18 protein-coding genes are annotated in these 25,057 nt (G+C 64.3%); 5 read left to right on the top strand and 13 right to left on the bottom strand.

All coding sequences use genetic code 11. The features are described from left to right. Window positions 1-146 precede the first annotated feature (146 nt). The 3 genes from AC0X69_RS06120 (at window position 147) to AC0X69_RS06110 (ending at window position 4,547) form a co-directional block, all read left to right on the top strand. Entirely contained in the window at window positions 147-2,276 is a 2,130-nt protein-coding gene (locus tag AC0X69_RS06120; protein ID WP_482612294.1) for a glycoside hydrolase family 3 N-terminal domain-containing protein, read from the top strand. An 18-nt stretch (window positions 2,277-2,294) separates the two neighbouring features. After that, on the top strand, window positions 2,295-3,881 hold the full coding sequence (locus tag AC0X69_RS06115; RefSeq protein ID WP_482612292.1) for an alpha-amylase family glycosyl hydrolase: 1,587 nt from the start codon (window positions 2,295-2,297) through the stop codon (window positions 3,879-3,881). A gap of 96 nt (window positions 3,882-3,977) precedes the next feature. After that, a complete protein-coding gene (locus AC0X69_RS06110; protein WP_482612290.1) occupies window positions 3,978-4,547 on the top strand; it encodes a L,D-transpeptidase in 570 nt (189 codons plus the stop codon). On the opposite strand, the gene yidD is transcribed toward AC0X69_RS06110, so the two are convergent. The 13 genes from yidD to AC0X69_RS06045 form a co-directional block, all read right to left on the bottom strand. After that, entirely contained in the window at window positions 4,544-4,888 is a 345-nt protein-coding gene (yidD, locus tag AC0X69_RS06105; protein WP_482612288.1) for a membrane protein insertion efficiency factor YidD, read from the bottom strand. The genes AC0X69_RS06110 and yidD overlap by 4 nt on opposite strands. A gap of 122 nt (window positions 4,889-5,010) precedes the next feature. After that, window positions 5,011-9,189, bottom strand: coding sequence for a DNA-directed RNA polymerase subunit beta' (rpoC, locus tag AC0X69_RS06100; protein ID WP_482612286.1), 4,179 nt, complete (start codon window positions 9,187-9,189; stop codon window positions 5,011-5,013). 137 nt (window positions 9,190-9,326) lie between these two features. Continuing rightward, entirely contained in the window at window positions 9,327-13,466 is a 4,140-nt protein-coding gene (gene rpoB / locus AC0X69_RS06095; protein ID WP_482612284.1) for a DNA-directed RNA polymerase subunit beta, read from the bottom strand. A gap of 187 nt (window positions 13,467-13,653) precedes the next feature. Beyond that, window positions 13,654-14,037: a 50S ribosomal protein L7/L12 gene (gene rplL / locus AC0X69_RS06090; protein WP_482612282.1), complete on the bottom strand. Its 384-nt coding sequence runs from the start codon at window positions 14,035-14,037 to the stop codon at window positions 13,654-13,656. Between the two features lie 39 nt (window positions 14,038-14,076). Further along, window positions 14,077-14,592, bottom strand: a complete 516-nt coding sequence (gene rplJ / locus AC0X69_RS06085) for a 50S ribosomal protein L10 (protein WP_482612280.1) — start codon at window positions 14,590-14,592, stop codon at window positions 14,077-14,079. Window positions 14,593-15,103: 511 nt separating this feature from the next. Beyond that, entirely contained in the window at window positions 15,104-15,442 is a 339-nt protein-coding gene (locus AC0X69_RS06080; protein WP_482612278.1) for a hypothetical protein, read from the bottom strand. Further along, the gene (pheT, locus tag AC0X69_RS06075; protein ID WP_482612276.1) at window positions 15,439-17,850 is read right to left on the bottom strand and encodes a phenylalanine--tRNA ligase subunit beta; all 2,412 of its coding nucleotides are present in this window, start codon (window positions 17,848-17,850) and stop codon (window positions 15,439-15,441) included. The genes AC0X69_RS06080 and pheT overlap by 4 nt, the downstream gene beginning before the upstream one ends. Window positions 17,851-18,041: 191 nt before the next feature. Beyond that, entirely contained in the window at window positions 18,042-19,121 is a 1,080-nt protein-coding gene (pheS, locus tag AC0X69_RS06070; protein WP_482612274.1) for a phenylalanine--tRNA ligase subunit alpha, read from the bottom strand. Window positions 19,122-19,353: 232 nt separating this feature from the next. Then, on the bottom strand, window positions 19,354-20,346 hold the full coding sequence (locus AC0X69_RS06065; RefSeq protein ID WP_482612273.1) for a bifunctional enoyl-CoA hydratase/phosphate acetyltransferase: 993 nt from the start codon (window positions 20,344-20,346) through the stop codon (window positions 19,354-19,356). Between the two features lie 15 nt (window positions 20,347-20,361). Then, complete coding sequence (locus AC0X69_RS06060; protein WP_482612271.1) at window positions 20,362-20,889, bottom strand: DUF3280 domain-containing protein; 528 nt, start codon at window positions 20,887-20,889, stop codon at window positions 20,362-20,364. Further along, entirely contained in the window at window positions 20,886-21,653 is a 768-nt protein-coding gene (locus tag AC0X69_RS06055; RefSeq protein ID WP_482613318.1) for a M48 family metallopeptidase, read from the bottom strand. The genes AC0X69_RS06060 and AC0X69_RS06055 overlap by 4 nt, the downstream gene beginning before the upstream one ends. Before the next feature lie 116 nt (window positions 21,654-21,769). Then, window positions 21,770-22,417: an SCO family protein gene (locus AC0X69_RS06050; protein ID WP_482612269.1), complete on the bottom strand. Its 648-nt coding sequence runs from the start codon at window positions 22,415-22,417 to the stop codon at window positions 21,770-21,772. 74 nt (window positions 22,418-22,491) lie between these two features. Further along, the gene (locus tag AC0X69_RS06045; RefSeq protein WP_482612267.1) at window positions 22,492-22,836 is read right to left on the bottom strand and encodes a hypothetical protein; all 345 of its coding nucleotides are present in this window, start codon (window positions 22,834-22,836) and stop codon (window positions 22,492-22,494) included. Window positions 22,837-22,993: 157 nt separating this feature from the next. Between AC0X69_RS06045 and AC0X69_RS06040 the strand changes: the two genes are divergently transcribed. Next, the gene (locus tag AC0X69_RS06040) at window positions 22,994-24,511 is read left to right on the top strand and encodes a helicase HerA-like domain-containing protein (protein WP_482612265.1); all 1,518 of its coding nucleotides are present in this window, start codon (window positions 22,994-22,996) and stop codon (window positions 24,509-24,511) included. A 295-nt stretch (window positions 24,512-24,806) separates the two neighbouring features. Further along, window positions 24,807-25,022, top strand: coding sequence for a DUF2283 domain-containing protein (locus AC0X69_RS06035; protein ID WP_482612263.1), 216 nt, complete (start codon window positions 24,807-24,809; stop codon window positions 25,020-25,022). Window positions 25,023-25,057: the final 35 nt, after the last annotated feature.

The raw sequence follows: 25,057 nt of genomic DNA, 5'->3' as shown, positions 1-25,057 counted from the left end.
CGCCCCGCTTTCCGTCTCGACCGCGATTGCTTTGTGACATTGCGGTCTAACAATCCGCTTATGATAGCTTCAGCTTAGAACGGATCGTTGCGCCGAAGCGAGGCTCATATTTCGCTGCGGCGCACGCCAAACGGCGGGCGACTTACTTGAACCGTATCGATGCCTTGCTGCGCGCGATGACGCTCGACGAAAAGCTCGGCCAGCTCAACCTCGTCACGGCTGGCCAGGCCATCACCGGACCAGTTGTCAGCGGGAATACGAGCGAAGACATTTGCGCCGGCAGGGTCGGCGGCGTCTTCAATCTCTGGGGCGTTGAGACGCTCATGCGCGCGCAGCGCTGCGCGATCGAAGAGAGCCGGCTGGGCGTGCCGCTGCTCTTCGGTCTCGACGTGCTGCATGGCTTTCGGACGATTTTTCCCATTCCGCTCGCGGAAGCCTGCGCCTTCGATCCTGATTTATGGGAGCGCACGGCGCGTGCGGCGGCGCTGGAGGCCGCGAGCGAGGGAATCCATCTCACTTTCGCACCGATGCTCGACGTCTCGCGCGATCCGCGATGGGGGCGAATCGCGGAAGGCCCCGGCGAGGACCCCCTGGTGGGAGAGAAATTCGCGCAGGCGAAAGTGAAAGGCTTCCAGGGCGACGACGTTTCGCGGTTTTATCCGCTAGCGGCCACCGCCAAGCATTTCTGCGCGGGGGGCGCGGCGACGGCGGGACGCGACTACGCCGCGGTCGACGTCTCCGAACGCGCGTTGCATGAAGTCTATCTGCCGCCGTTTCGCGCCGCCGTGGCGGCCGGCTGCGCGGCGATCATGACGGCGTTCAACAATGTCAATGGCGCGCCGATGTCGGCGCAAGGCCGATTGCTGGACGGATATCTCAGGGGCCGGCTGAGGTTCGACGGCGTCATCATGAGCGACTACACGGCGATCGCCGAACTCGTCGAGCATGGCGTCGCCGCCGATCCGGTCGAAGCGGCGGCGATCGCGCTTAAGGCCGGCGTCGACATGGATATGGTCAGCGGCGTCTATCTCGCGCACATGCCGGAGGCGCTGGCGCGCGGCCTCATCGAGGCGCGTGACGTCGACGCCGCGGTCGCGCGCGTGCTGCGGTTGAAGGAGCGGCTGGGGCTTTTCGACGATCCCTATCGCGCCGCTCGGCTCGATGGCGACGTCAAGGAAGCGCATCGCGCGCTTGCGCTCGAAGCGGCGCGGCGGTCGGCGACTCTCCTGACCAACCGCGGGCTTCTGCCGCTTTCCGCCAATGTGCGCCGCCTTGCGGTCATCGGCCCTCTGGCGGACGCCAGCGCGCAGATGCTCGGCCCCTGGTCGGCGGCGGGCGCCGCCGAGAATTGCATCACGATCCTCGAAGGGCTGCGCCGCGCTCTCCCCAATTGCGAGATCGCGCATCACAGCGGCGTCGCGATAGAGGGCGACGATGAGAGCGGGATCGCGCCCGCCTGCGCTCTGGCGGAAGGCGCCGACGCCGTCGTGCTCTGTCTCGGCGAGTCAGCGGGCATGAGCGGCGAGGCCGCCTGCCGCGCCGCTCTTGGACTTCCCGGCAAGCAGCGCCCGCTTGCGGAGCGCGTCATGAGCGCCCGCGCCCCGACGGTCGCGCTCCTGTCCTGTGGGCGACCGCTGACCCTCCCCTGGCTTTTCGAACGCGCGCAGGCCGTCGTCGCGACCTGGTTTCTCGGCGACAGGGCAGGCGAGGCGATCGCCGACATTCTGACGGGCCGCTTCAATCCTGGCGCGCGACTCGCCGTCACTTGGCCGCGCGATGCAGGACAAGTTCCGATTTTCTATTCCGCGCGATCGACCGGCCGGCCTTTCGACGCCGCCAATTTCTACACAAGCAGATATCTCGACTGTCCGAACGATCCACAGTTTCCTTTCGGCCATGGTCTTTCGTTTGCGCGCACGACCTTGTCGAATTTGCGCATCGACCGCGCCGAACTGAGCGCAAACCAACCGGCAAGGCTGAGCGTCGACGTGCGCAACGAGAGCGACATCGCGACCGAGGAAACGATCTTTCTCTTCGCGCATGACAGGGTTGCGAGCGTGGCGCGCCCGCTGCTGGAGCTGAAGGACTGGACGAAGATCACGCTGCAGCCGCAACAAAGCGCGAAGGTCGATTTCCTTCTCCACGCGGAGACGTTCCAGTTTCCCGGCGAGGACATGGAGCCGATCGTTGAGCCCGGCGACGTTGATATTTTCGTTGGTTTCAGCGCCGATGCGGAGAAACTGCTTTCAGTTCGCCTGTGCATTGTTTCCACATAGCGCCGCGGGAGACGCGTCATGTCCGATGAGTGGTGGCGAGCGGCGGCGATCTACCAGATCTATCCGCGCTCCTTCCAAGATACGAATGGCGACGGCGTCGGCGACCTCAATGGCGTGCGTCGACGGCTCGACTATCTCGTCTGGCTCGGGATAGACGCGATCTGGCTTTCGCCCTTCTACCCGTCGCCCATGCATGATTTCGGCTATGACGTTTCGAACTACTGCGACGTCGATCCGCTGTTCGGATCGCTGAATGATTTCGACGCGCTGGTCTCGGCCGCGCATGCGAAGGGCTTGAAGATCATCATCGACTTCGTGCCCAACCACACGTCCAACGAACATCCGTGGTTTCGTGCGAGCAGAAGCAGGCGCGGCGATCCCAAGCGCGATTGGTATCTCTGGCGCGACGTTGCGCCGGGCGGCGGACCGCCCAACAACTGGTTCAGCCATTTCGGTGGCAGCGCCTGGAGCTGGGACGAGGGAACACGCCAATACTATCTGCATTCGTTCCTGCCGGAGCAGCCCGATCTCAACTGGCGCAATCCGCACGTGCGCGCCGCGATGTACGACGTGCTACGCTTTTGGCTGCGGCGCGGCGTTGACGGTTTTCGCGTCGACGTCATCTCGCATATCGTTAAGGACGCCGCCTTCAGGGATAATCCGGTCAATCCGGATTTCATCGGCGAGGGGCCGGACATCGCCCGTCTCGCTCAAACCTATTCGTCCGATCAGCCCGAAGTCCACGACGTGATCGCCGAGATGCGGCGCGTCGTCGATGAATTTCAGGGCCGCGTGCTGATCGGTGAAATCTATCTGCCGATTGAAAGGCTCATCACCTATTACGGCAGAGAACTCGGCGGCGTGCATCTGCCGTTCAATTTTCAGTTGCTCGACGCGCGCTGGGACGCCGCGACGATCGCCGCCATCATCGAAAAATATGAAACGGCGTTGCCGCCCGGCGCATGGCCGAACTGGGTGCTGAGCAATCACGACAGGCCGCGCATCGCGGCGCGCGTCGGCGCCGCGCAAGCGCGGGTCGCGACGATGCTGCTATTGACGCTGCGCGGCACGCCGACGCTCTTTTACGGCGACGAGATCGGAATCGGCCATGTCGATATACCGTCCGAGCGCGCGCAGGATCCCTGGGGGAAGCGTGAGCCCGGTCTTGGCGTCGGTCGCGATCCGTCACGAACGCCGATGCAATGGAACGCAGACGCCTTCGCCGGATTTTCGACGCGCGCGCCTTGGTTGCCGCTCACGCAAGACTTTGCGACGCGCAACGTCGCGGTCATGCGCGAGGACGACGCGTCTATCCTCCGCTTCACCAGCAAGCTGCTGCATTACCGACGTGCGAACGCCGCGCTTTGCACAGGTTCTCAGCGACTGCTTCACGCCAGCGATGAGGTTCTCGCCTATGAGCGGCGTCACGGGGCCGGTCGGCGTCTGGTCGCGCTGAATTTTTGTCATGACGCGCGACGCTTCACGCTGCCCGAGGGGCTTTCCGTCGCAATCGCGCTATCGACGCATGGCGACAGAAGCGGCGAACGCGTCGACGGCGAACTCGATCTTCGCGGCGACGAGGGGGTTGTGATAGAAGTCGTATAGCGGAGCTCGCTCGCTACTCATGAGTTGCACGACGCCGACCCGAAATCAGCCATAATCGCCCAAAAAGCTCTGCGCGCGGCTTTTGGGAGATCAGCCATGCGCAAAAAAAGCGGATCGATAGCTGTCGCCGCGCTTCTCGTGACCGCGGCGCCGGCGATCGCCTTCGACAGCCCGATCAATCGCGGGCCGCTCGCCGATTTCCTCAATGTGTTTCGCGAGCAGGCGATACCGCGGCAGATCGTTTACTGGCGCCATCCGCAATACAAGCGCGGCACGGTCGTCATCTCGACGACGGATCGCCGGCTCTATTATGTGCTCGGCGACGGACGCGCCATCGAATATGGCGTCGGCGTCGGCCGGATGGGCTTCACCTGGTCTGGCGTCAAGACGGTTTCGCGCAAGCGCGAGTGGCCGGACTGGAGTCCGCCGCCGCAGATGCTCAAGCGCCGACCGGATCTGCCGCGCCATATGGCGGGCGGCATGGACAATCCGCTTGGCGCCCGGGCGCTCTATCTCGGCTCGAGCCAATATCGCATCCACGGCTCCAATGAGCCGGACACGATCGGCGCCGCAGTATCGTCAGGCTGCATCCGCATGACCAACAAGGACGTCGTCGACCTTTACAGCCGCGTGAAGGTCGGGACGAAAGTCGTCGTGCTCAATTAAGCGCGATTGGAGTTGGTCTCGTCCTCGGGCGCGACCGCTTCGCAGACCGGGCGCTGGCGCCAGACGCCATAGCGCCAGGGCGTGAGCGGGTTCGCGTCGGCGCGCAAGGTCTCGGGCACGGGATCGAAGCCGGAGCCGCCGCCGGGCCGGCAGCGGCAGATTCGCGCGAAGCCCATCCAGCCCCCGGCCCACAGGCCGTGTTTCGCAATCGCCTCATCGGCGTATTGCGAGCAGGTCGGCGCGTAGCGGCAGAAACGCCCCGCTATCATCGAGAAAGTGACGCGATAGACCAGGATCAGCGCGCGCGCCGCGCGGGCGGGGAGGGATTGCACGGAGGACATGGCGCCAATCTATGTCGTCCACGCAGAGATCAGTAGGGCAATGAACTTCATTATCACCTGCTAACAAAAAGGCCGCCCGTGGGGCGGCCTTCTTTTAGCTTTCGGCGTCTGCCCGACTGCGCTCACTCCGCAGGCGGAAGGGCCGGCGCAGGCTCGGCCGATTCGGCGCGCTGCTCGATGATGAGCTCATCGCGCCCGCCCGCAATGGAGCGGAACTTCGACATCGCCGCGCCGGTGCCGGCCGGAATCAGCCTGCCGACGATGACGTTCTCCTTGAGGCCGACGAGCGGGTCGATCTTGCCGTTGACGGCGGCCTCGGTGAGGACGCGCGTCGTCTCCTGAAAGGACGCCGCCGAGAAGAAGGAGCGCGTCTGCAGCGAGGCCTTGGTGATGCCGAGCAGCACCGGCGTGCCCGTCGCAGGCTTGCCCCCATTCTCGATCGCCTTGGCGTTCGCCTCGTCGAGTTCGATATGGTCGACCTGCTCGCCTTCAAGGAAGCCGGTGTCGCCGGGATCGACGATGTCGATCTTCTGCAACATCTGACGCACGATCACTTCGATGTGCTTGTCGTTGATGTTGACGCCCTGCAACCGGTAGACCTCCTGGATTTCATTGACGAGGTAAGCCGCGAGCTCCTCCACGCCCTTGATCGCCAGAATGTCGTGCGGCGCCGGATTGCCGTCGACGATGTAATCGCCCTTCTCGACGACGTCGCCGTCCTGAAGGTGGATATGCTTGCCTTTCGGGATCAGATATTCGACCGGCTCGGCGCCATCCTCCTGCGGGACGATGGTGAGACGCTGCTTGTTCTTATAGTCCTTGCCGAACTGCACGATGCCGGAGATTTCCGCGATGATCGCGTGATCCTTCGGACGACGGGCTTCGAACAGCTCCGCGACGCGCGGCAGACCGCCGGTGATGTCGCGCGTCTTGGCGCTCTCCACCGAAATACGCGCGACAATGTCGCCCGCTTTCACCGTGCCGCCGGGCTCGACCGCGATGATCGAGTCGACAGGCAGCAGGTAGCGAGCGTCGCCGCCGCGTTGCAGCTTGCCGATCTTGCCGTCGGGGCCTTTGATCACGATCGACGGCTTGAGGCTCGCCGAGCGCAGGTTGAGGCGATAGTCCATGACCATGCGCTTGGAGATGCCGGTCGACTCGTCGGCGGTCTCCGACATCGACTGGCCTTCCACCAGGTCCTCGAAGCCGATGACGCCATCGATCTCGCTGATGATCGGCCGCGTATAGGGATCCCACTCGGCAAGGCGCTGGCCGCGCTTCACCTTGTCGCCCTCATCGACCTTCATCTTGGCGCCGTACTGGATGCGGTTCACCGCGCGCTCCTCGCCGTTCGGGCCGAGGATCACGATGGCGACGTTACGCGCCATGACGATCAGATCGCCATCCGAGTTGCGGGCGAGGTGGCGGTTGCGCACATGCACCTTGCCCTCGAAGTTCGACTCGATGAACGACTGGTCAGCCAGCTGCGCCGCGCCGCCGATGTGGAAGGTGCGCATGGTGAGCTGCGTGCCCGGCTCGCCGATCGACTGGGCCGCGATGACGCCGACCGCCTCGCCCATGTTGACGGGCGTGCCGCGCGCGAGATCGCGTCCATAGCACTTGGCGCAAACGCCGTTCTTGGCCTCGCAGGTCAGAACCGAGCGGATCTTCACCTCCTGAATGCCGGCGGCGTTGATCGCCTCGATGTGCTCCTCCTGGATCATCTCGCCGGCGGGCACGATCACGGTCTTGCCGTCCTGCGACCTCAGATCCTCGGCGGCGGTGCGGCCGAGGATACGCGAGGCGAGCGAGGCGACAACCTGGCCTGCGTCGATGATCGCGCGCATGCGGATGCCGTTCTCGGAGCCGCAATCCGTCGTCGCGATGATCGAATCCTGCGCGACGTCGACCAGACGGCGCGTGAGATAGCCGGAGTTCGCGGTCTTCAACGCCGTGTCGGCGAGGCCCTTGCGGGCGCCATGCGTGGAGTTGAAGTATTCAAGGACGGTGAGCCCTTCCTTGAAGTTCGAGATGATCGGGCTTTCGATGATCTCGCCCGAGGGCTTGGCCATCAGTCCGCGCATCGCGGCGAGCTGCTTCATCTGCTGCGGCGAGCCGCGGGCGCCCGAGTGCGACATCATGTAGATCGAATTGATCGGCATGTCGCGGCCGTGCTCGTCCTTCTTCACCGAGGAGATGCGAACCATCATCTCTTCGGCGAGCTTGTCCGTGCACTTCATCCAGGCGTCGACGACCTTGTTGTATTTCTCGCCCTGGGTGATGAGGCCGTCATTATACTGCTGCTCGTATTCCTTGGCGGCGGCGCGCGTCTCGGAGACGATCTTCTCCTTGTTTTCCGGCACGACCATGTCGTCCTTGCCGAAGGAGATGCCCGCCTTGAAGGCTTCGCGGAAGCCGAGCGCCATGATCCGGTCGCAGAAGATGACCGTCTCCTTCTGACCGCAGTTGCGGTAGACGGTGTCGATCATGTTCGAGATTTCCTTCTTCGTCATCAGCTTGTTGACGACGTCGAAGGGGATCTTGTTATGTCTGGGCATGAGCTGGCCGAGCATCATCCGGCCGGGCGTGGTGTCGAAAATCTTCGACACGCGCTTGCCTTTCTCGTCCCAGGTCCAGGCGCGTCCCTTGATCTTGCTGTGCAGCGTGATCGCCTTGGCGGCGAGCGCGTGCTCGATCTCGCCCTGGCTCGCGAAGGCCATGCCCTGTCCCGGCTCGCCGTCACGGTCGAGCGTGAGATAATAGAGGCCGAGAACGATGTCCTGCGACGGCACGATGATCGGCTGACCATTGGCCGGATGCAGGATGTTGTTCGTCGACATCATCAGGACGCGCGCTTCGAGCTGCGCCTCGAGCGACAGCGGCACGTGCACGGCCATCTGGTCGCCGTCGAAGTCGGCGTTAAAGGCGGCGCAGACGAGCGGATGCAGCTGGATCGCCTTGCCCTCGATCAGCACCGGCTCGAACGCCTGAATGCCGAGACGGTGCAGCGTGGGCGCGCGATTGAGCAGCACCGGATGCTCGCGAATGACCTCGTCGAGGATGTCCCAGACTTCGGGCTTCTCCTTTTCGACGAGCTTCTTCGCCTGCTTCACGGTCGCCGAATAGCCCTTCGCGTCGAGGCGCGAATAGATGAACGGCTTGAACAGCTCGAGCGCCATCTTCTTCGGCAGGCCGCACTGATGCAGCTTCAGCTCGGGACCGACGACGATCACCGAGCGGCCGGAGTAGTCGACGCGCTTGCCGAGCAGGTTCTGGCGGAAGCGGCCCTGCTTGCCTTTCAGCATGTCGGCGAGCGACTTCAGCGGACGCTTGTTGGCGCCCGTGATCACGCGTCCGCGGCGGCCGTTGTCGAACAGCGCGTCGACGGCCTCCTGCAACATGCGCTTCTCGTTGCGGATGATGATGTCCGGCGCGCGCAATTCGATCAGCCGCTTCAGACGATTGTTGCGGTTGATGACGCGGCGGTAGAGATCGTTGAGATCCGAGGTCGCGAAGCGGCCGCCGTCGAGCGGCACGAGCGGGCGCAGATCCGGCGGAATGACCGGGATCTCCTTGAGGATCATCCATTCCGGGCGATTGCCCGACTGGATGAAGGCCTCAATGATCTTCAGGCGCTTGGCGAGCTTCTTCGGCTTGAGTTCGGTCTTCGCCTCGGCGATCTCGATGCGCAGCGACGCCGCGATCGCTTCGAGGTCCATCGACTCGAGAAGCTTGCGGATCGCCTCCGCGCCGATCATGGCCGTGAACGTGTCCTGGCCATATTCGTCCTGCGCGCGCAGATATTCCTCTTCCGACAGCAGCTGACGCTCCTTGAGCGGCGTCAGGCCCGGATCGATGACGATGTAGGACTCGAAGTAGAGGATGCGCTCGAGATCCTTGAGCGTCATGTCCAGCAGCAGGCCGATGCGCGAGGGCAGCGACTTCAGGAACCAGATGTGGGCGACGGGCGCGGCGAGCGAGATGTGGCCCATGCGGTCGCGCCGCACGCGGGCGAGCGTCACTTCGACGCCGCACTTCTCGCAGATGACGCCCTTGTATTTCATCCGCTTGTATTTGCCGCACAGGCACTCATAGTCCTTGATCGGACCGAAAATGCGCGCGCAGAACAGTCCGTCGCGTTCGGGCTTGAACGTGCGGTAGTTGATCGTTTCAGGCTTTTTGATTTCGCCGTAAGACCAGGAAAGGATCTTCTCCGGGCTCGCGATCGAAATCTGAATCTGGTCGAAGGCCTGCGTCGCCACGACCGGATTGAAGAGATTCATCACCTCTTGCTGATTCATGGTCTTCTCCTAAGGCGCTGCGGAGCGGCTTCTGTCCGTTCCGCGCGCCGAAATCTCAATTCGGGTCGTCATGGCGAGGAGCGAAGCCATGAAGAGCTTGCGTCTTCTGAATGGCTTCGCTTGGCGCGCGATGACGTCTACTCCGCCGCCTCTGCGGGGGCTGTCGGCGGCGCTTCCTCTTCCGGCGCCGCATTGGTCAGTTCGACGTTCAGCGCCAGCGAGCGCATTTCCTTGATGAGCACGTTGAAGCTCTCCGGAATGCCCGACTCGAAGGTGTCGTCGCCGCGCACGATCGACTCATAGACCTTGGTGCGGCCGGCGACGTCGTCCGACTTGACCGTCAGCATCTCCTGCAGCGTGTAGGCGGCGCCATAGGCTTCGAGCGCCCAGACCTCCATTTCGCCGAAGCGCTGGCCGCCGAACTGCGCCTTGCCGCCCAGCGGCTGCTGAGTGACGAGCGAGTAGGGGCCGATCGAGCGCGCGTGGATCTTGTCGTCGACGAGGTGATGCAGCTTCAGCATATAGATGTAGCCGACGGTCACCTTTCGGTCGAAGGTCTCGCCGGTGCGCCCGTCGAAGAGCGTCACCTGGCCGGAGGAAGACAGTCCCGCCTTCTCCAGCATGTCGACAATGTCCTTCTCGCGCGCGCCGTCGAAGACGGGCGTCGCGATCGGAACGCCGCGCTTCAAATCCTTGCCAACGTCCACAAGGCTCCTCTCGTCGAGCGAGGCGAGCTCCTGATCGTCGCCGTAGATCTCGGTCAGCTTGCTGCGCAAAGGCTTGATGTCCTTGTCGCGATAGTAAGCGTCGACCGCACGGGACACCTGCTTGCCGAGGCCGGCGCAGGCCCAGCCGAGATGCGTCTCGAGAATCTGTCCGACGTTCATGCGGCTCGGCACGCCGAGCGGGTTGAGCACAATGTCGACAGGCGTGCCGTCCTCGAGGAAGGGCATGTCCTCCTGCGGCACGATCCGCGAGACGACGCCCTTGTTGCCGTGCCGGCCGGCCATCTTGTCGCCCGGCTGGATCTTGCGCTTCACCGCGACGAAGACCTTCACCATCTTCATCACGCCGGGCGGCAGCTCGTCGCCGCGCTGCAGCTTCTCGACCTTGTCGAGGAAGCGGTTCTCGAGCCCCTTCTTCGACTCGTCATATTGCTTGCGCACCGCTTCGATCGACGCCATCAGCGCGTCGTCCTCGATGACGAAGGTCCACCACTGCGAGCGGGGATATTCGTCGAGGGTCGCCTGCGTCAGCTTCTCGCCCTTCTTGAACGACTTGGGGCCGGCGATGGCCACCTTGCCGATCAGCGTCTCGGCGAGACGCGCATAGACGTTGCGGTCCAGGATCGCGAGCTCGTCGTCGCGGTCCTTGGCGAGCCGTTCGATCTCCTCGCGTTCGATCGCCTGGGCGCGCTCGTCCTTCTCGACGCCGTGGCGGTTGAAGACGCGCACTTCGACGATGGTTCCCTGAACGCCGGGCGGCACGCGCAGCGACGTGTCGCGCACGTCGGAGGCTTTTTCGCCGAAGATGGCGCGCAGCAGCTTCTCTTCCGGCGTCATCGGGCTTTCGCCCTTGGGCGTAATCTTGCCGACGAGAATGTCGCCCGCCTGCACTTCGGCGCCGATATAGACGATGCCCGCTTCGTCGAGATTCTTCAGCGTCTCTTCCGAGACGTTGGGAATATCGCGGGTGATCTCTTCCGGACCGAGCTTCGTGTCGCGCGCCATCACCTCGAATTCATCGATGTGAATCGAGGTGAAGACGTCGTCCTTGACGATGCGTTCGTTGAGGAGGATCGAGTCCTCGAAGTTGTAGCCGTTCCACGGCATGAAGGCGACGAGCACATTGCGTCCGAGCGCCAGATCGCCGAGATCGGTCGACGGACCATCGGCGATGATGTCGCCCTTCTGCACAAGATCGCCAACCCGAACGAGCGGCTTCTGGTTGATGCAGGTCGACTGGTTCGAACGCTGGAACTTCATCAGCCGGTAGATGTCGACGCCGGGCTTGGCCGGGTCGAGCTCTTCGGTCGCGCGGATGACGACACGCGTCGCGTCGATCTGGTCGACGACGCCGGTGCGACGCGCCGAAATGGCGGCGCCCGAGTCGCGCGCCACCACCGGCTCCATGCCGGTGCCGACGAGCGGCGCGTCGGCTTTCACCAACGGCACCGCCTGACGCTGCATGTTCGAGCCCATCAGCGCGCGGTTGGCGTCGTCGTTCTCGAGGAACGGAATCAGCGCGGCGGCGACCGAGACGAGCTGCTTGGGCGACACGTCCATCGCGTCGACCTTCTCGCGCGGCACGAGCATGACGTCGCCGGCATGACGGCAGAGCACGAGGTCCTCGGTCAGATTGCCGTCCTTGTCGACCTGGGCGTTCGCCTGGGCGACATGATATTTCGCCTCCTCCATCGCCGACAGATAGGCGACCTCGCCCGTCACCTTGCCGTCGCGCACGCGACGGTAAGGCGCTTCGATGAAGCCGTATTTGTTGACGCGGGCGAAGGTCGCGAGCGAATTGATCAGGCCGATGTTCGGACCTTCCGGGGTCTCGATCGGGCAGATGCGGCCGTAATGCGTCGGGTGCACGTCGCGCACCTCGAAGCCGGCGCGCTCGCGCGTCAGGCCGCCCGGACCGAGCGCCGAGAGACGGCGCTTATGGGTGATCTCCGACAGCGGATTGGTCTGGTCCATGAACTGCGACAGCTGCGAGGAGCCGAAGAACTCGCGCACGGCGGCCGCGGCCGGCTTGGCGTTGATCAGGTCCTGCGGCATGACCGTGTCGATATCGACCGACGACATGCGCTCCTTGATGGCGCGCTCCATGCGCAGTAGGCCGAGGCGATACTGATTTTCCATCAGCTCGCCGACCGAGCGCACGCGGCGGTTGCCGAGGTGGTCGATGTCGTCGATTTCGCCGCGACCGTCGCGCAGATCGACGAGCGCCTTGACGACCGCGAGAATGTCCTCGCGGCGCAGCGTGCGCGTCGTGTCCGGCGCGTCGAGATCGAGACGCATGTTCATCTTCACGCGGCCGACGGCCGAGAGGTCGTAGCGCTCCGCGTCGAAGAACAGCGAGTGGAACATGTTTTCCGCCGTGTCCATCGTCGGCGGTTCGCCCGGGCGCATGACGCGATAGATGTCGAACAGCGCTTCTTCGCGGTTCGAGTTCTTGTCGACGGCGAGCGTGTTGCGGATGTAGGGGCCGATATTGATGTGGTCGATGTCGAGCACCGGCAGTTCGTCGAAGCCCTTTTCGATCAGCAGCGGCAGCGTCTTCGCCGTGATCTCGTCGCCGGCCTCGGCGAAGATCTCGCCGGTCGCGGGATCGAAGAGGTCGTTGGCGAGATACTGTCCGTAAAGCTCTTCGGGCGCGACGCGGATCGCCTTCACGCCCTTCTCGGCGAGCTGGCGCGCGGCGCGCACGGCGAGCTTCTTTCCGGCTTCGAGAATCACCTGGCCCGTGTCGGCGTCGACCATATCGGCGACAGCCTTCACGCCCTTGATGCGCTCGGCGTCGAACGGCATGCGCCAGTTCTCGCCGTCCTGCGTGTAGGTGATCGTCTTGTAGAAGGTCGACAGGATTTCTTCGCCGTCGAGGCCGAGCGCGAACAGGAGCGACGTCACCGGGATCTTGCGGCGGCGGTCGATGCGCGCATAGACGATGTCCTTGGCGTCGAACTCAATGTCCAGCCAGGACCCGCGATAGGGGATGATGCGAGCCGCGAACAGCAGCTTGCCGGAAGAATGGCTCTTGCCCTTGTCGTGGTCGAAGAACACGCCCGGCGAGCGATGCATCTGCGAAACGATGACGCGCTCGGTGCCGTTGACGATGAAGGTGCCGTTCGACGTCATGAAGGGCATGTCGCCCATGTAGACGTCCTGCTCCTTGATGTCTTTGACCGACTTCGCCTGCGTGTCGGGATCGACGTCGAACACGATCAGGCGCAGCGTCACCTTGAGCGGCGCAGCAAAGGTCATGCCGCGCTGGCGGCATTCGTCGACGTCATATTTCGGCGCTTCGAACTCGTAGCGCACGAATTCGAGCAGGGAGACCTGCGAGAAGTCGGAGATCGGAAAGACGGACTTGAAGACAGCCTGCAACCCCTCGTCAGGACGGCCGCCCTTCGGCTCGTCGACAAGGAGGAACTGATCGTAGGAGGCCTTCTGGACCTCGATCAGATTGGGCATCTCCGCCGCTTCGCGGATATGACCGAAGAATTTGCGGATGCGCTTGCGACCGGTGAACTTTCTCGCCGACGTCTGAGCCATGTCGCCTTTCGAGCCTCTTTTTTCTGAGGGCCGACCTTCCCGCTGCGAGAGGTCCTTTGCCCGTCAGGCGCTCTTGCGTGCGGCGTGGGTTCCGCGTCCGTGAGCGCCTTCTTGTTTGTTGGCCGCAGCCCCGGAGCCCGGGACTGCGGCGATCGCGGCGCCGCCGTTAATTTGGCGGCGAAAGGATTTACTTGAGTTCGATCTTGGCGCCGACCTTCTCGAGGGCGGCCTTGATCTTCTCGGCTTCTTCCTTGCTCGCGCCTTCCTTGAGCGGCTTGGGCGCGCCTTCGACCAGATCCTTGGCCTCCTTGAGGCCGAGGCCGGTGATCGCGCGGACCTCCTTGATGACCTCGATCTTCTTCTCGCCGGCCGCGGCCAGGATCACGTTGAACTCTGTCTTCTCCTCGGCGGCCGGCGCGGCGGCTCCGCCACCCGCGCCAGGCGCGGCCGCGACGGCGACGGCCGCGGCGGCCGAGACGCCCCACTTCTCTTCGAGCATCTTGGCGAGTTCAGCCGCCTCGAGGACGGTGAGAGCCGAGAGGTCTTCGACGATCTTTTCCAGATTTGCCATGATTGACGTCCTTTGAATTTGGTTCTGAGTGATGGCCTCTTAGGCCGCGTCTCGGTTGGCGTAGGCTCCGAACACGCGCGCAAGCTTGGCGGCCGGCGCGGTGGAGAGCTGAGCGATCTTGGTCGCGGGCGCCTGGATGAGGCCCACGAGCTTCGCGCGCAGTTCGTCAAGGGACGGCATCGTCGCGAGCGACTTGACGCTGTCCGGATTCAGAGCAGTCTTGCCCATGGCGCCGCCGAGGATGACAAACTTGTTGTGATCCTTAGCGAAGGCCACGGCGACTTTCGGCGCCGCCACCGGATCGTCCGAATAGGCGATCAGGGTCGGCCCCTTGAGCAGGGGCGCGATGGAGGCGACGTCGGCGCCATCGAGAGCGATCTTGGCGAGGCGGTTCTTCGCGACCTGAACGGTGGCGCCGGCAGCGCGGGCCTGCTTGCGCAGGTTTTGCAGCTGGGCCACGGTCAGGCCGGAGTAGTGAGCGACGACGACGACGCCGGTCTTCGAAAAGACTTCGCGCAACGCCGCGACTGCTTCCTGTTTCTCCGCTCTGTCCACGGTTGCTCTCTCTAACTGGCGGGAAAATCCCGCCGGCTGCGACATGCCGCTTGCGTGAGGCAAGCGGCGCCGTAGATCCTGTCCCCGTCACGGGCGAGCCGCGGCGGTTGAAGGGGCGCGAACCAAATTCGAAGGACGCTTGCAGGAGACCCGCTTACGGCCTTTAAAATTCCGGTTTCCCCGTCTATGCAGGCCGCCTTCCGGAATGGATCGCTCCCTTCCATCGGGCCGATTGAGCCGCTGCAGGGCGTTAACCCCTTGCGTGCGCCGGCAGTCTCGGACAGGACATGGCCGGACGGGACACGAGGGAGAACCCCGGGTCCGCCGGCCTATCCACCGCCTTTTCCTAAGTCCTTGAAGCGACTTGGGTCGAGGCGGAAGCTCAAATCTGAAAACGGGGCCGCAGGTCGATTGGCCAGCCCCGGAGGGCCTTATTTAAGGGCGCTGGAGCGGTTTGCCAAGGGAAAAAATCACGTTTTTTCGCCCAATCCAGCGGCGCTTGCGCCGACGATCACCGCCGTCCGGGCGTGAACTCCATCCGCATCCGACCGCCCCGTCCGGAGGACAGCTGCGCCCCGCCAAAGCGCGGACGCGGGCGATAGGCGCCGCGGCCGGGGGCTTTGCCGCTGCGGGCGCCTTCGCTGGCGACGCCGGGGTAGCTCGCGCCGCGCTCGCCGCGCGTCGGCCCGAAGGAGGCGAGGCAGCGGTTATAGGCGTCGGCGTCCTTGATCGCCTCGCAATCGTCGATGCTCCGCGGCGCCGCGAGAGCGGGAACGCTCAGGAGGCACGCGACCATCGCGATCATCAAAGCGCCGCCGCGCGGTGCGCAAGCCGCAATATTGCCGGTCATCGCAGCGCCGCGCCGCACTTCTTTTCCGCCTCAGAGACGATCTTCTGCGCCACCGCGTCGATCTCCGCGTCCGTGAGCGTCTTCTCGCGCGGCTGCAGCGTGACGGCGAGGCCGATCGACTTCTTGCCCTCGGGCACGCCCTTCCCCTCATAGACGTCGAAGACCGCGACATCGGCGATCAAGGTCCGATCCGCACCCTGCGCGGCTCTCACCAGATCGCCGGCAGGGCTGGCGCGATCGACGATGAAGGCGAAGTCGCGCGAAACCGGCTGCAGATCGGAAATCTCGAGCTTCGGCTTGATCCTGGTGGGCTTCGCCTTGGGGGCGGGGAGCGCGTCCAGAATGATCTCGAACGCCGCAACGGGCCCCTCGACGTCCATCGTTTTCAAGGCGCGCGGATGCAATTCGCCGAAATGACCCACGATCGTCTTTGGCCCGAATTGCAGGGTCGCCGAGCGGCCGGGATGGAACCACGGCGGGCCGCCGGGAACGATCTGCAGACCGCCGGTCGGAACGCCGAGCGCGCCGAGCAGCGCCATGGCGTCGGTCTTGGCGTCGAAGGCGCCCGCCTCGCGCGCTGGCGCCGACCAGTGACGCCCCGCGCCGGCGAGTCCGCGCCTGACGCCCGCCGCCGCCTGACGCTGCCCGGTCTCGGTCGCATCCAAGAAGATCTGCCCCACCTCGAACAGATTCTGGTCTCCGAGCCCGCGCGCGGCGTTGCGGCCCGCCGCCGCGACAAGGCCCGGCAGCAGGCTCGGCCGCATGTCGGATAGATCGGCCGCGATCGGATTGGCGAGCGCGAGCGCCGGCTTGCCGCCCCCAAAGGCCTCCGCCTGCTCCTTGGAGACGAAGGACCAGGTCACCGCTTCGACGAGGCCCTGGCCGGCGAGCGCTCGGCGCGCGTTGCGCGCGCGCTTCTGCATCATGGTCAGCACGGGCGGCGCGACGCCCTCGGCGCGCGGCAGCGGAGTCGAGGGCACATTATCGACGCCGATCATGCGCACGACTTCCTCGACGATGTCGGCCTTGCCCTCGATGTCCGGACGCCAGGAGGGGGCAGCGATGCGCGCCTGACCGTCGCCGGCTTTCTCGACGGTGAAGCCGAGGCGTTCCAGGATGACGGCCGCTTGCGCGGGTTCGACGTCGATACCGGCAAGCCGCTTGATCTCGCTCCAGGGAAAATCGATGACGCGCGGCTCGCGCGGGACGGCCCCGGCAAGCTTGAGCTCCGACGGCTCGCCGCCGCAGAATTCGAGCACGAACTGCGTCGCGAGTTCAATGCCCGGCAGCGCGAAGGCGGGGTCGACGCCCCGCTCGAAGCGATAGCGCGCGTCGGAGACGATGCCGAGCTTGCGGCCGGTGTGCGCGATATTCATCGGGTCCCAGAGCGCCGTCTCGATCAGCACGTCGGTCGTCGATTCATCGCAGCCCGACGCCTCGCCGCCCATGACTCCCGCGAGCGATTCAGGGCCATTGTCGTCGCAGATGACGACCATGCCCTCGTCGAGCTCATAGGTGCGTCCGTCGAGCGCGAGCAGCGTCTCGCCCTTCCTGGCGCGGCGCACGACGAGATCGCCCTTCACCTTCTTTGCGTCGAAGACGTGAAGCGGGCGCGCGCGGTCGAAGGTGAGGAAATTGGTGATGTCGACAAGCGCATTGATCGGGCGAAGGCCGATCTCGCGCAGCCGCGCCTGCAGCCAGGCGGGGCTAGGGCCGTTCTTGACGCCGCGCACGAGGCGCAGGCCGAAGAAGGGCGCGAGATGCTTGTCCGCTTCGGCGAAGTCGAGCGTGACGCCGACGGGGCAGGGGAACTTGCCCTCGACCGGCAGAATGTCCTTGTTCTTCAGGACGCCGAGTCCCGCCGCCGCGAGATCGCGCGCGGCGCCATAGACGCCTGCGGCGTCGGGGCGATTGGGCGTCAGATTGATTTCGACGATTGGGTCGTCGAGCCCGGCCCATTGCGCATAGACGGCGCCGACGGGCGCGTCCTCGGGCAGATCGATGATGCCTTCATGATCGTTGGAAAGTTCGAGTTCGGCCGAAGAGCACAGCATGCCGAGCGACTCGACGCCGCGAATGACGCCCTTGCCGAGCGTGATCTTCTTACCGGGAATGTAGGTCCCCGGCGCCGAAAAGACGCTCTTCATGCCGGTGCGGGCGTTCGGCGCGCCGCAGACGACCTGCACGGGGGCGCCCGTTCCTGTATCGACCATGCAGACGCGCAAGCGATCCGCGTTCGGGTGCGGCTTCGCCTCGATCACCTTGGCGATGGTGAAGTCTTTCAGCTGCGCGGCGGGGTCGTGCACATATTCGACCTCGAGGCCGATGCGCGTCAGCGTTTCGACGATCTCGCTGAGCGAGGCCGACGTATCGAGATGTTCCTTGAGCCAGGAGAGGGTGAATTTCATTTGGCGCGAACTTTGAAGTTATTGAGCGCCGTCGCCAAGGGCTCGTCATGCCCGCGCTCGTCGCGGGCATCCACGCCGCTGGGCTGCGGAATGATGAAAGTTAGCGGAGCCATTCGTTTCGCGTCTCTATTATTGTTGGTCTTTGCGTGGATGGCCGGGACAAGCCCGGCCATGACGCGGAGAGTTTGTCGTTAGCCGCTCAACCCGCCCGCGAGCGTCGGGAAGTCGAGCGGCCTGAATCCATAATGCTCCAGCCAGCGCGCATCGGCGTCGAAGAAGGCGCGCAGGTCCGACATGCCATATTTCAGCATCGCCAGCCGGTCGACGCCGACGCCGAAGGCGAAGCCCTGATAGCGGTCGGGATCGATGCCGCAGTTTCTGAGCACGTTGGGGTGAACCATGCCGCAGCCCAAAATCTCCATCCAGTCCTCGCCCTCGCCGAAGCGGATCTCGCCGCCCTGGCGCCGGCACTGAACGTCGACCTCCATCGACGGCTCGGTGAAGGGGAAGAAGGACGGACGGAAGCGCAGCTTCACGCCCTTCACCTCGAAGAAGCTCTTTAAAAATTCTTCCAGCGTCCATTTGAGATGCCCAAGATGCGTCGTCTCGTCGATGACGAGCCCTTCGATCTGGTGGAACATCGGCGTGTGGGTCTGGTCGAAGTCGCAGCGATAGACCCGGCCGGGGCAGATCACGCGGATCGGCGGCGTTTGCGAAAGCATGGTGCGCACCTGCACGGGGCTCGTATGGGTGCGCAGCAGCCGCTTCTCGCCGCCTTCCGGCGCGAGGAAGAAAGTATCCTGCATCTCCCGAGCCGGATGCCCTTCCGGGAAGTTGAGCTTGGTGAAATTATAATCGTCGCTCTCGATGTCCGGCCCCTCGGCCACGGCGAAGCCCATGTCGGCGAAGATGATCGAGAGTTCGTCGGTGACCTGCGAGATCGGATGGATGCGCCCGCGCTCCAGCGGACCCGCCGGCGCAGGCAAGGTCATGTCGAGCGTTTCGGCCCTCAGGCGGCTCTCCAGCGCCGCCTCGGCAAGCGCTTCGCGCCGCGCGGCGATCGCCTCGGCCGCCCTGTCCTTCAGGGCGTTAATCTTCGCGCCTTCTGTCTTGCGCTCGTCGGGCGACATTTTGCCAAGCGTCGCGAGCAGCGCCGAAATCGCGCCTTTCTTGCCCAGCGCCGCAAGGCGCACCGCTTCGAGCCCGGCCTCGTCGGCGGCCTCGTCGATCTGGCGCAGCGTGTCTTCTTCGAGTTTGGCGATGTCGGTCATAGCGGTTTCTAATGTGGACGTTTCCTCGTCCTTCGAGACGCCCGCTCCGCGGGCTCCTCAGGATGAGGAAACGTAAAGCGCGCCGCCTGCGCCCTCATGCTGAGGAGGCTCCGCAGGAGCCGTCTCGAAGCATGTGGGCGAAGGTCAGCCGCCCTTTTCGGGAAATCTTGTCGGGCGGCGCCGCGTTCTGCCACGCGAGCGGCGTTCTGTCGAGAACGCTAGATCACGCGCCTTAAGGCGCGACGCGGGGGCGATGGGTGAAAATCTGCGCCAGCGCGGAAGAGACGACGCGGGAGTCGACGTCATCGGCGCGGCTCGTCAGCACGATCGGCACGCGCGCGCCGAGCACCAGCCCCGCCGTATCGGCCCCGCCGAGGAACACGAGCTGCTTGGCGAGTATATTGCCGGCCTCGAGATCAGGCGCGACGAGAATGTCGGCGTCGCCTGCAACCTCGGACTCTATATTCTTGGCGTCGGCCGCGTCCCGGGAAATGGCGTTATCGAAAGCCAGCGGGCCGTCAAGCACGGCGCCGGCGATCTGGCCCCGGTCGGCCATCTTGCACAGCGCCGCCGCCTCGATGGTCGACGGAATCTTGCCCTCGATCGTCTCCACAGCCGAAAGCAGCGCCACCTTTGGCCGTTCGATGCCGATCGCATGCGCGAGATCGACCGCGTTGCGAACGATGTCGCGCTTGAAATCCAGCGTCGGCGCGATGTTGATCGCGGCGTCGGTGACGAGCAGCAGCTTGTGATAATACGGCGCGTCGATCACGAAGACATGGCTGATCCGCCGGTCCGTGCGCAGCCCGGCGCCCTCGCGTATGACCGCGGTCATGACTTCGTCGGTGTGCAGCGCGCCCTTCATCAGCGCATGCAGCCGGCCACGGCGCACGAGCTCCACCGCCTGATCGGCGGCGGCGTGGCTATGCGGCGCGTCGACGATTTCGACGCCTTCGAGCGAAACGCCGCTCGCCCGGGCGGCGGCCTCGATCTTCGCGCGCGGGCCGATGAAGGTGGGCAAGATCAGCCCTCGATCGCGCGCGGCGATCGCGCCTTCGACCGAGCGCGCGTCGCAGGGGTGAATGACGCCCATGCGGATAGGCGGCAGCGCCTGCGCGCGCCGCACGAGCGCATCGAGCAACGCGCCGTGCGTGCGCGCTTGCGCCATCATCGACCATGGCGGACGCGACGTGGCCGTCGGTTCGCAGCCAGCGCTTTGGCTCATGCGCGCCCCCTTCGCTTAAGACGGCGGATCGCGGGCGATGCGGTCGACGAAGAATTTCGCCGCGCGGGCCCAGGACTGATCATTGTCGCCGCGAAAATCGAACCCTTGATGATAGATCGTTTCGCCCGTCGAGACGCGCGCGATTGAAACGCCCATGCTGAGAATGAGCGTGCTGACCTTGTTGACGACGCCGGTCAGAACGAAATCAGCGCCAGCCTTCTTGGCGAGCGACAGTTCACAGCCGTTGCAGGTGCGAATGTAGGTCTGTTTCAGGATCGCGTCGAGGTCCGCGGCGATCGCGGCCCTGTCGACGACGTCATAGACTCCCCGCGCGGCGAGTCCCGCGCCGATCTCATCACGCGCGCGCGCCAGTCTTTTCGCATGTTCGGCGCTTTGGTCGACGGGCTCTTTCGAGGTGTCGATCAGCTCGAAGTCGAGAACGAGCAGGCGCCGGCGCGGCTCTTCGGCCAAGGCGGCTTGGAAGGCGGCTAGGGACAGCGGCAGGAGCAGAGCGAGTCCGAACAGTCTGCGGCGGCCGATCATCGCGCCTTGGCTCCATACTTATGAAGATGCGCGCCATGGGCGGAGAGCCAGGCTTCGGCGCGATCGGTGTCGGCGCAAAGCTGCCGGGTCAGCTTCCAGAATCGTGGCGAGTGATCGAGGTGCACGAGATGCGCGACTTCATGCGCCGCGAGATAGTCGAGCACGAACGGCGGCGCCATAATCAGCCGCCAGGAAAAGTTCAGCGAGCCTGACGCCGAACACGATCCCCATCGGCTGATCGGGTCTCGCAGGCCGACGCCGCGCGGCGGCAGTGCGAGCGCGGCGGTGTGACGGGCGACAGCTTCTTCGAGGTCGCGGCGGGCTTCCCGCTTGAGATGGTCCTGAACGCGTCGATGCACATGTTCGGTCTGGCCGGCGACGCAAAGCGCGAACGGAACCTCGGCGTTGTCCCTGGATTCGATCCAGGTGACGCCGCGGCGCTCCGGACGATGGTCGATCAGATGATCGACGCCGCGCAGAGGCGCAACCGAACCATGCGCGAAGGGAATGGTCTCGGGAAGCCTGTCGAGACGCGCGGCGATCCAGGCGGCGTGGCGCTGCGCGAAATCGCGCGCGTCGCGCAAAGACGCGCGCTGCGGCATCGTCAACACCGCGTCGCGCGCCGCGAAGCGCACCCGCAATGTGAATCGCCGCGCATTCTGCGACCGACGCAAGGCGACGAGAATTGTTTCGCCGCCGTGAACCAATGTGAGAGTCGACGCGCCGCCAGTTGGCGCCGGTCCTTCGCGCAGGAGTCGAAGCATAGCGACCATGCTAGCGCAAAGGCCATATGAGTCGCGAGTTGGAAAATTGCGGCTTGCTCAAAAATTTCCCTTGCGTCGCGCTTTTCGCGCCGTCTGTGATGCGGCGGCCGTCAACGCTACAAATAGCGTCCGAGCTCGCGCGCGGCTTCGGCAGGGCGGCGCGCGACGTTGAACGGACTTACAAAGCGGCCGCTCTTGTCCATCAGATAAACGACGGTGGTGTGGTCGACGGAATAGTCCTCATCCTTGCCGGTAGCGCGCTTCGAGAAGATGCGATACTCGCGCAATACGGGATCGATCGACGCGCGTGGCCCCGTGACGCCGATGATTCGTGGATCGAAATTGGAGAGGTAATCCTTGAGAGTTTCGGGCGTATCCCGCTCCGGATCGACGGTGACGAACAGTGCGCCCACTTTCGCATCCGGCCCCATCGCCTTGAGGATCTCCGACATCTCGAAAAGCGTCGTATGACAGATGTCGGGACAGTGCGTATAGCCGAAGAAGACAAGGAAAGGCCGGCCCAGAAAATCCTGTTCAGTCACCTGCTGGCCAGTATGAGCGGTGAGCTGAAACGGTCCGCCGATGACTTCCGTCGAAGCCGGAGGCTTGCCGCTGGTGAGATAGACGAAAGCCCCGAAGACCAGCGCGAAGACGGCTCCAACGCCGATCAGCAGCGGCCTTGAGACGCCCGGCCCACTGGCGGATTGCGCCCCTTTGGCGCCGCGCTTGACTCCCTTTGCGCCATTCTTGGTTCCGTTCGCCATCGTGCGTTTCCTGCGATTGTTGTCGTGGGCGGCGCGTCGCCGCAGCGCGTCCGCAAAGCGGATCGCGAAGAAAATCAGTCCGCGAAAACTATATGGGCGTCATTGCACAAGTCCACGTCGCCTGAAACCTTCGCGTCGTCGAACGCCCAGCGCGCCTCAAATCTGCAGCCGCTGGCGCCGGTGAGCGGAAATCGGGCGCTGGCGCCGGCGGCCAGCGGCTGATCAAGCTTGCCGACGATAATCTCCGGCGCCGCGCCTTTCGCCGTCATGATGATCTCGAAGCTCTTCAGCGGCACGAAACGCTGGTTCTCCAGATTGACGGTTTGCGCCAGCTTCGCCGGTCGCGGTTTGGTTGCGCCGACCGCCTGGGCGACGCCGGCGGCGGCGACGACGCCGATCATCGCCAAGCGTAGCGTCATGGACCCTCTCCCCGATGCGGAACTTATCCCGACGTTTTGCATTCGCCAAGCGTCGTTCGCAACCTGAGCAGCGCGCCGAACAGGCCGGACATGCGCGTCCTGCGCCAATGGTGTAGCGTTGCGGCGTTCGATTCCTGATTGCGAAAGCGCTTTCACCATGAGCGAAACTCCAGGCGCCGTTCCCGGCAAAATCCTCGTCGGCGCAAGCGTGAAGGACGGCAAACCGCGCGATTACCGCTATCTTTTGCTGGCGCTCGGCAATCGCCACGGCTTGATCGCGGGCGCGACCGGCGGCGGCAAGACGGTCTCCCTGCAGAGGCTCGCCGAGGGCTTCTCCAACGCTGGAGCCTCTGTATTTCTCGCCGACGTCAAAGGCGATCTCGCCGGGCTGTCGCAGCCGGGCGAAGGCAAGCCCGCCTTCGTCGCACGCGCCAAGGAGATTGGCGTTGCTTACGAGCCCGACCGGTTTCCGGTCGCCTTCTGGGATGTTTTCGGCGAACAGGGTCACCCCGTTCGCGCCTCGATCTCCGAAATGGGACCGCTGCTGCTCTCTCGACTGCTCGACTTGAATGACGTTCAAGAGGGCGTTCTGAATGTCGTTTTCAAGGTTGCGGACGAGCAGGGGATGCTGCTGCTCGATTTGAAGGACCTGCGCGCGATGCTGGCGAATGTCGCCGAGAACGCCGCGGCCTATAAACAAAAATACGGAAATGTGGCGCCCGCGAGCGTCGGCGCCATTCAACGGCAGCTGCTGGTGCTGGAGAGCCAGGGCGGCGACAAGTTCTTTGGCGAGCCGGCGCTCGACATCATGGATTTTATGCGCGTCGATCGCGACGGGCGCGGCGTGATCAACATTCTCGCCGCCGATCGGCTGATGCGCGCGCCGCGGCTCTATGCGACCTTTCTGCTCTGGATGCTTTCGGAGCTTTTTGAAACGCTTCCGGAAGTCGGCGATCTCGACAAGCCGAAGCTCGTCTTTTTCTTCGACGAGGCGCATCTGCTGTTCAGCGATGCGCCGAAAGCGTTGCTGTCCGCAATCGAGCAGGTCGTGCGTCTCATCCGGTCGAAGGGCGTCGGCGTCTATTTCGTCACGCAGAATCCGCTCGACGTTCCGGATACGGTTCTGGGTCAGCTCGGCAACCGCATCCAGCATGTGCTGCGCGCATTCACGCCCCGCGATCAGAAGGCGGTGCGCGCGGCCGCCGAGACGTTTCGCGACAATCACGCCATCGAGGAAGCCGAGGCGATCATGCAGCTCGGGGTCGGCGAAGCGCTGGTCTCGATGCTCGACGCCAAGGGGACGCCCGAAGTCGTCGATCGGACCTTGATCGCGCCGCCGTCGGCGCGCGTCGGACCGATATCGCCACAGGAGCGCCAGGCGATCATCTCCGCGAGTCCGCTTGCGGGCAAATACGACACGATGGTCGATCGCGAGTCGGCCTTTGAAATGCTGCAGGCGCGCGCCGCGAAGGATGCGTCGGCGAGCGGCGCAGGCGGCGGTCTGCTCGGAACGCTCGGCGGCATATTGGGCGGGATCTTCGGCAAGGGCGACAAGAAGCGCATGTCGCCTGCGGAACTCGCGGCGCGCTCGGCGATCCAGTCGGCGGCGCGCTCGGCCGGCACGCAGATCGCGCGTCAAATTCTTCGCGGCGTGCTCGGCGGAATGTCCAAGTGAAAGGTCATGGCGAGGTCCGTCTGACTCCATGGTCTACTTTTCCGAACAGGTCTTGCGCAAACGACCTTATATTAAGGAGTCAATGTGTGAGGCTGTATATTAAGGAGTCAATGTGTGAGGCTGTCATAGCGTCGCCGCTTGAGCGAATCGTTCAGCCTGATGGTCGGCTACGGTATTGGGGACCTGTGATCGACATTCGGGACGGAATTGAGCGTATGTTGAGGGTCGTCACGCTCGAGGACGGCGAAACCTTGCACAATGCCTTTTTCGACCGAAACTTCAGGAAAGACACGTCATGAAACGCCACTACTACTCCGATACCGACAGTCTCTACATAGAGCTGAAGTCCGGCCCCGGTACGGAGACGCGCGAGATCGTGTCTGGCCTCAATGTGGATCTCGACGCCTCTGGCGAAGTCGTTGGATTCGATATTGACGGCGCCTCGCAGAAGCTGGACCTGACCACGCTTGAGACGATTTCCTTGCCTCTTCGAATCGCCAAAGTCGCGTAACCTCCCTCGGGCGCTTTGTTCACATTGCTGAAACT

This window comes from Methylocystis sp. Uni0008 (assembly GCF_056838045.1).
The sequence above is the reverse complement of the archived record's forward strand: the minus strand, read 5'-3'. Positions and strand labels throughout refer to the sequence as shown.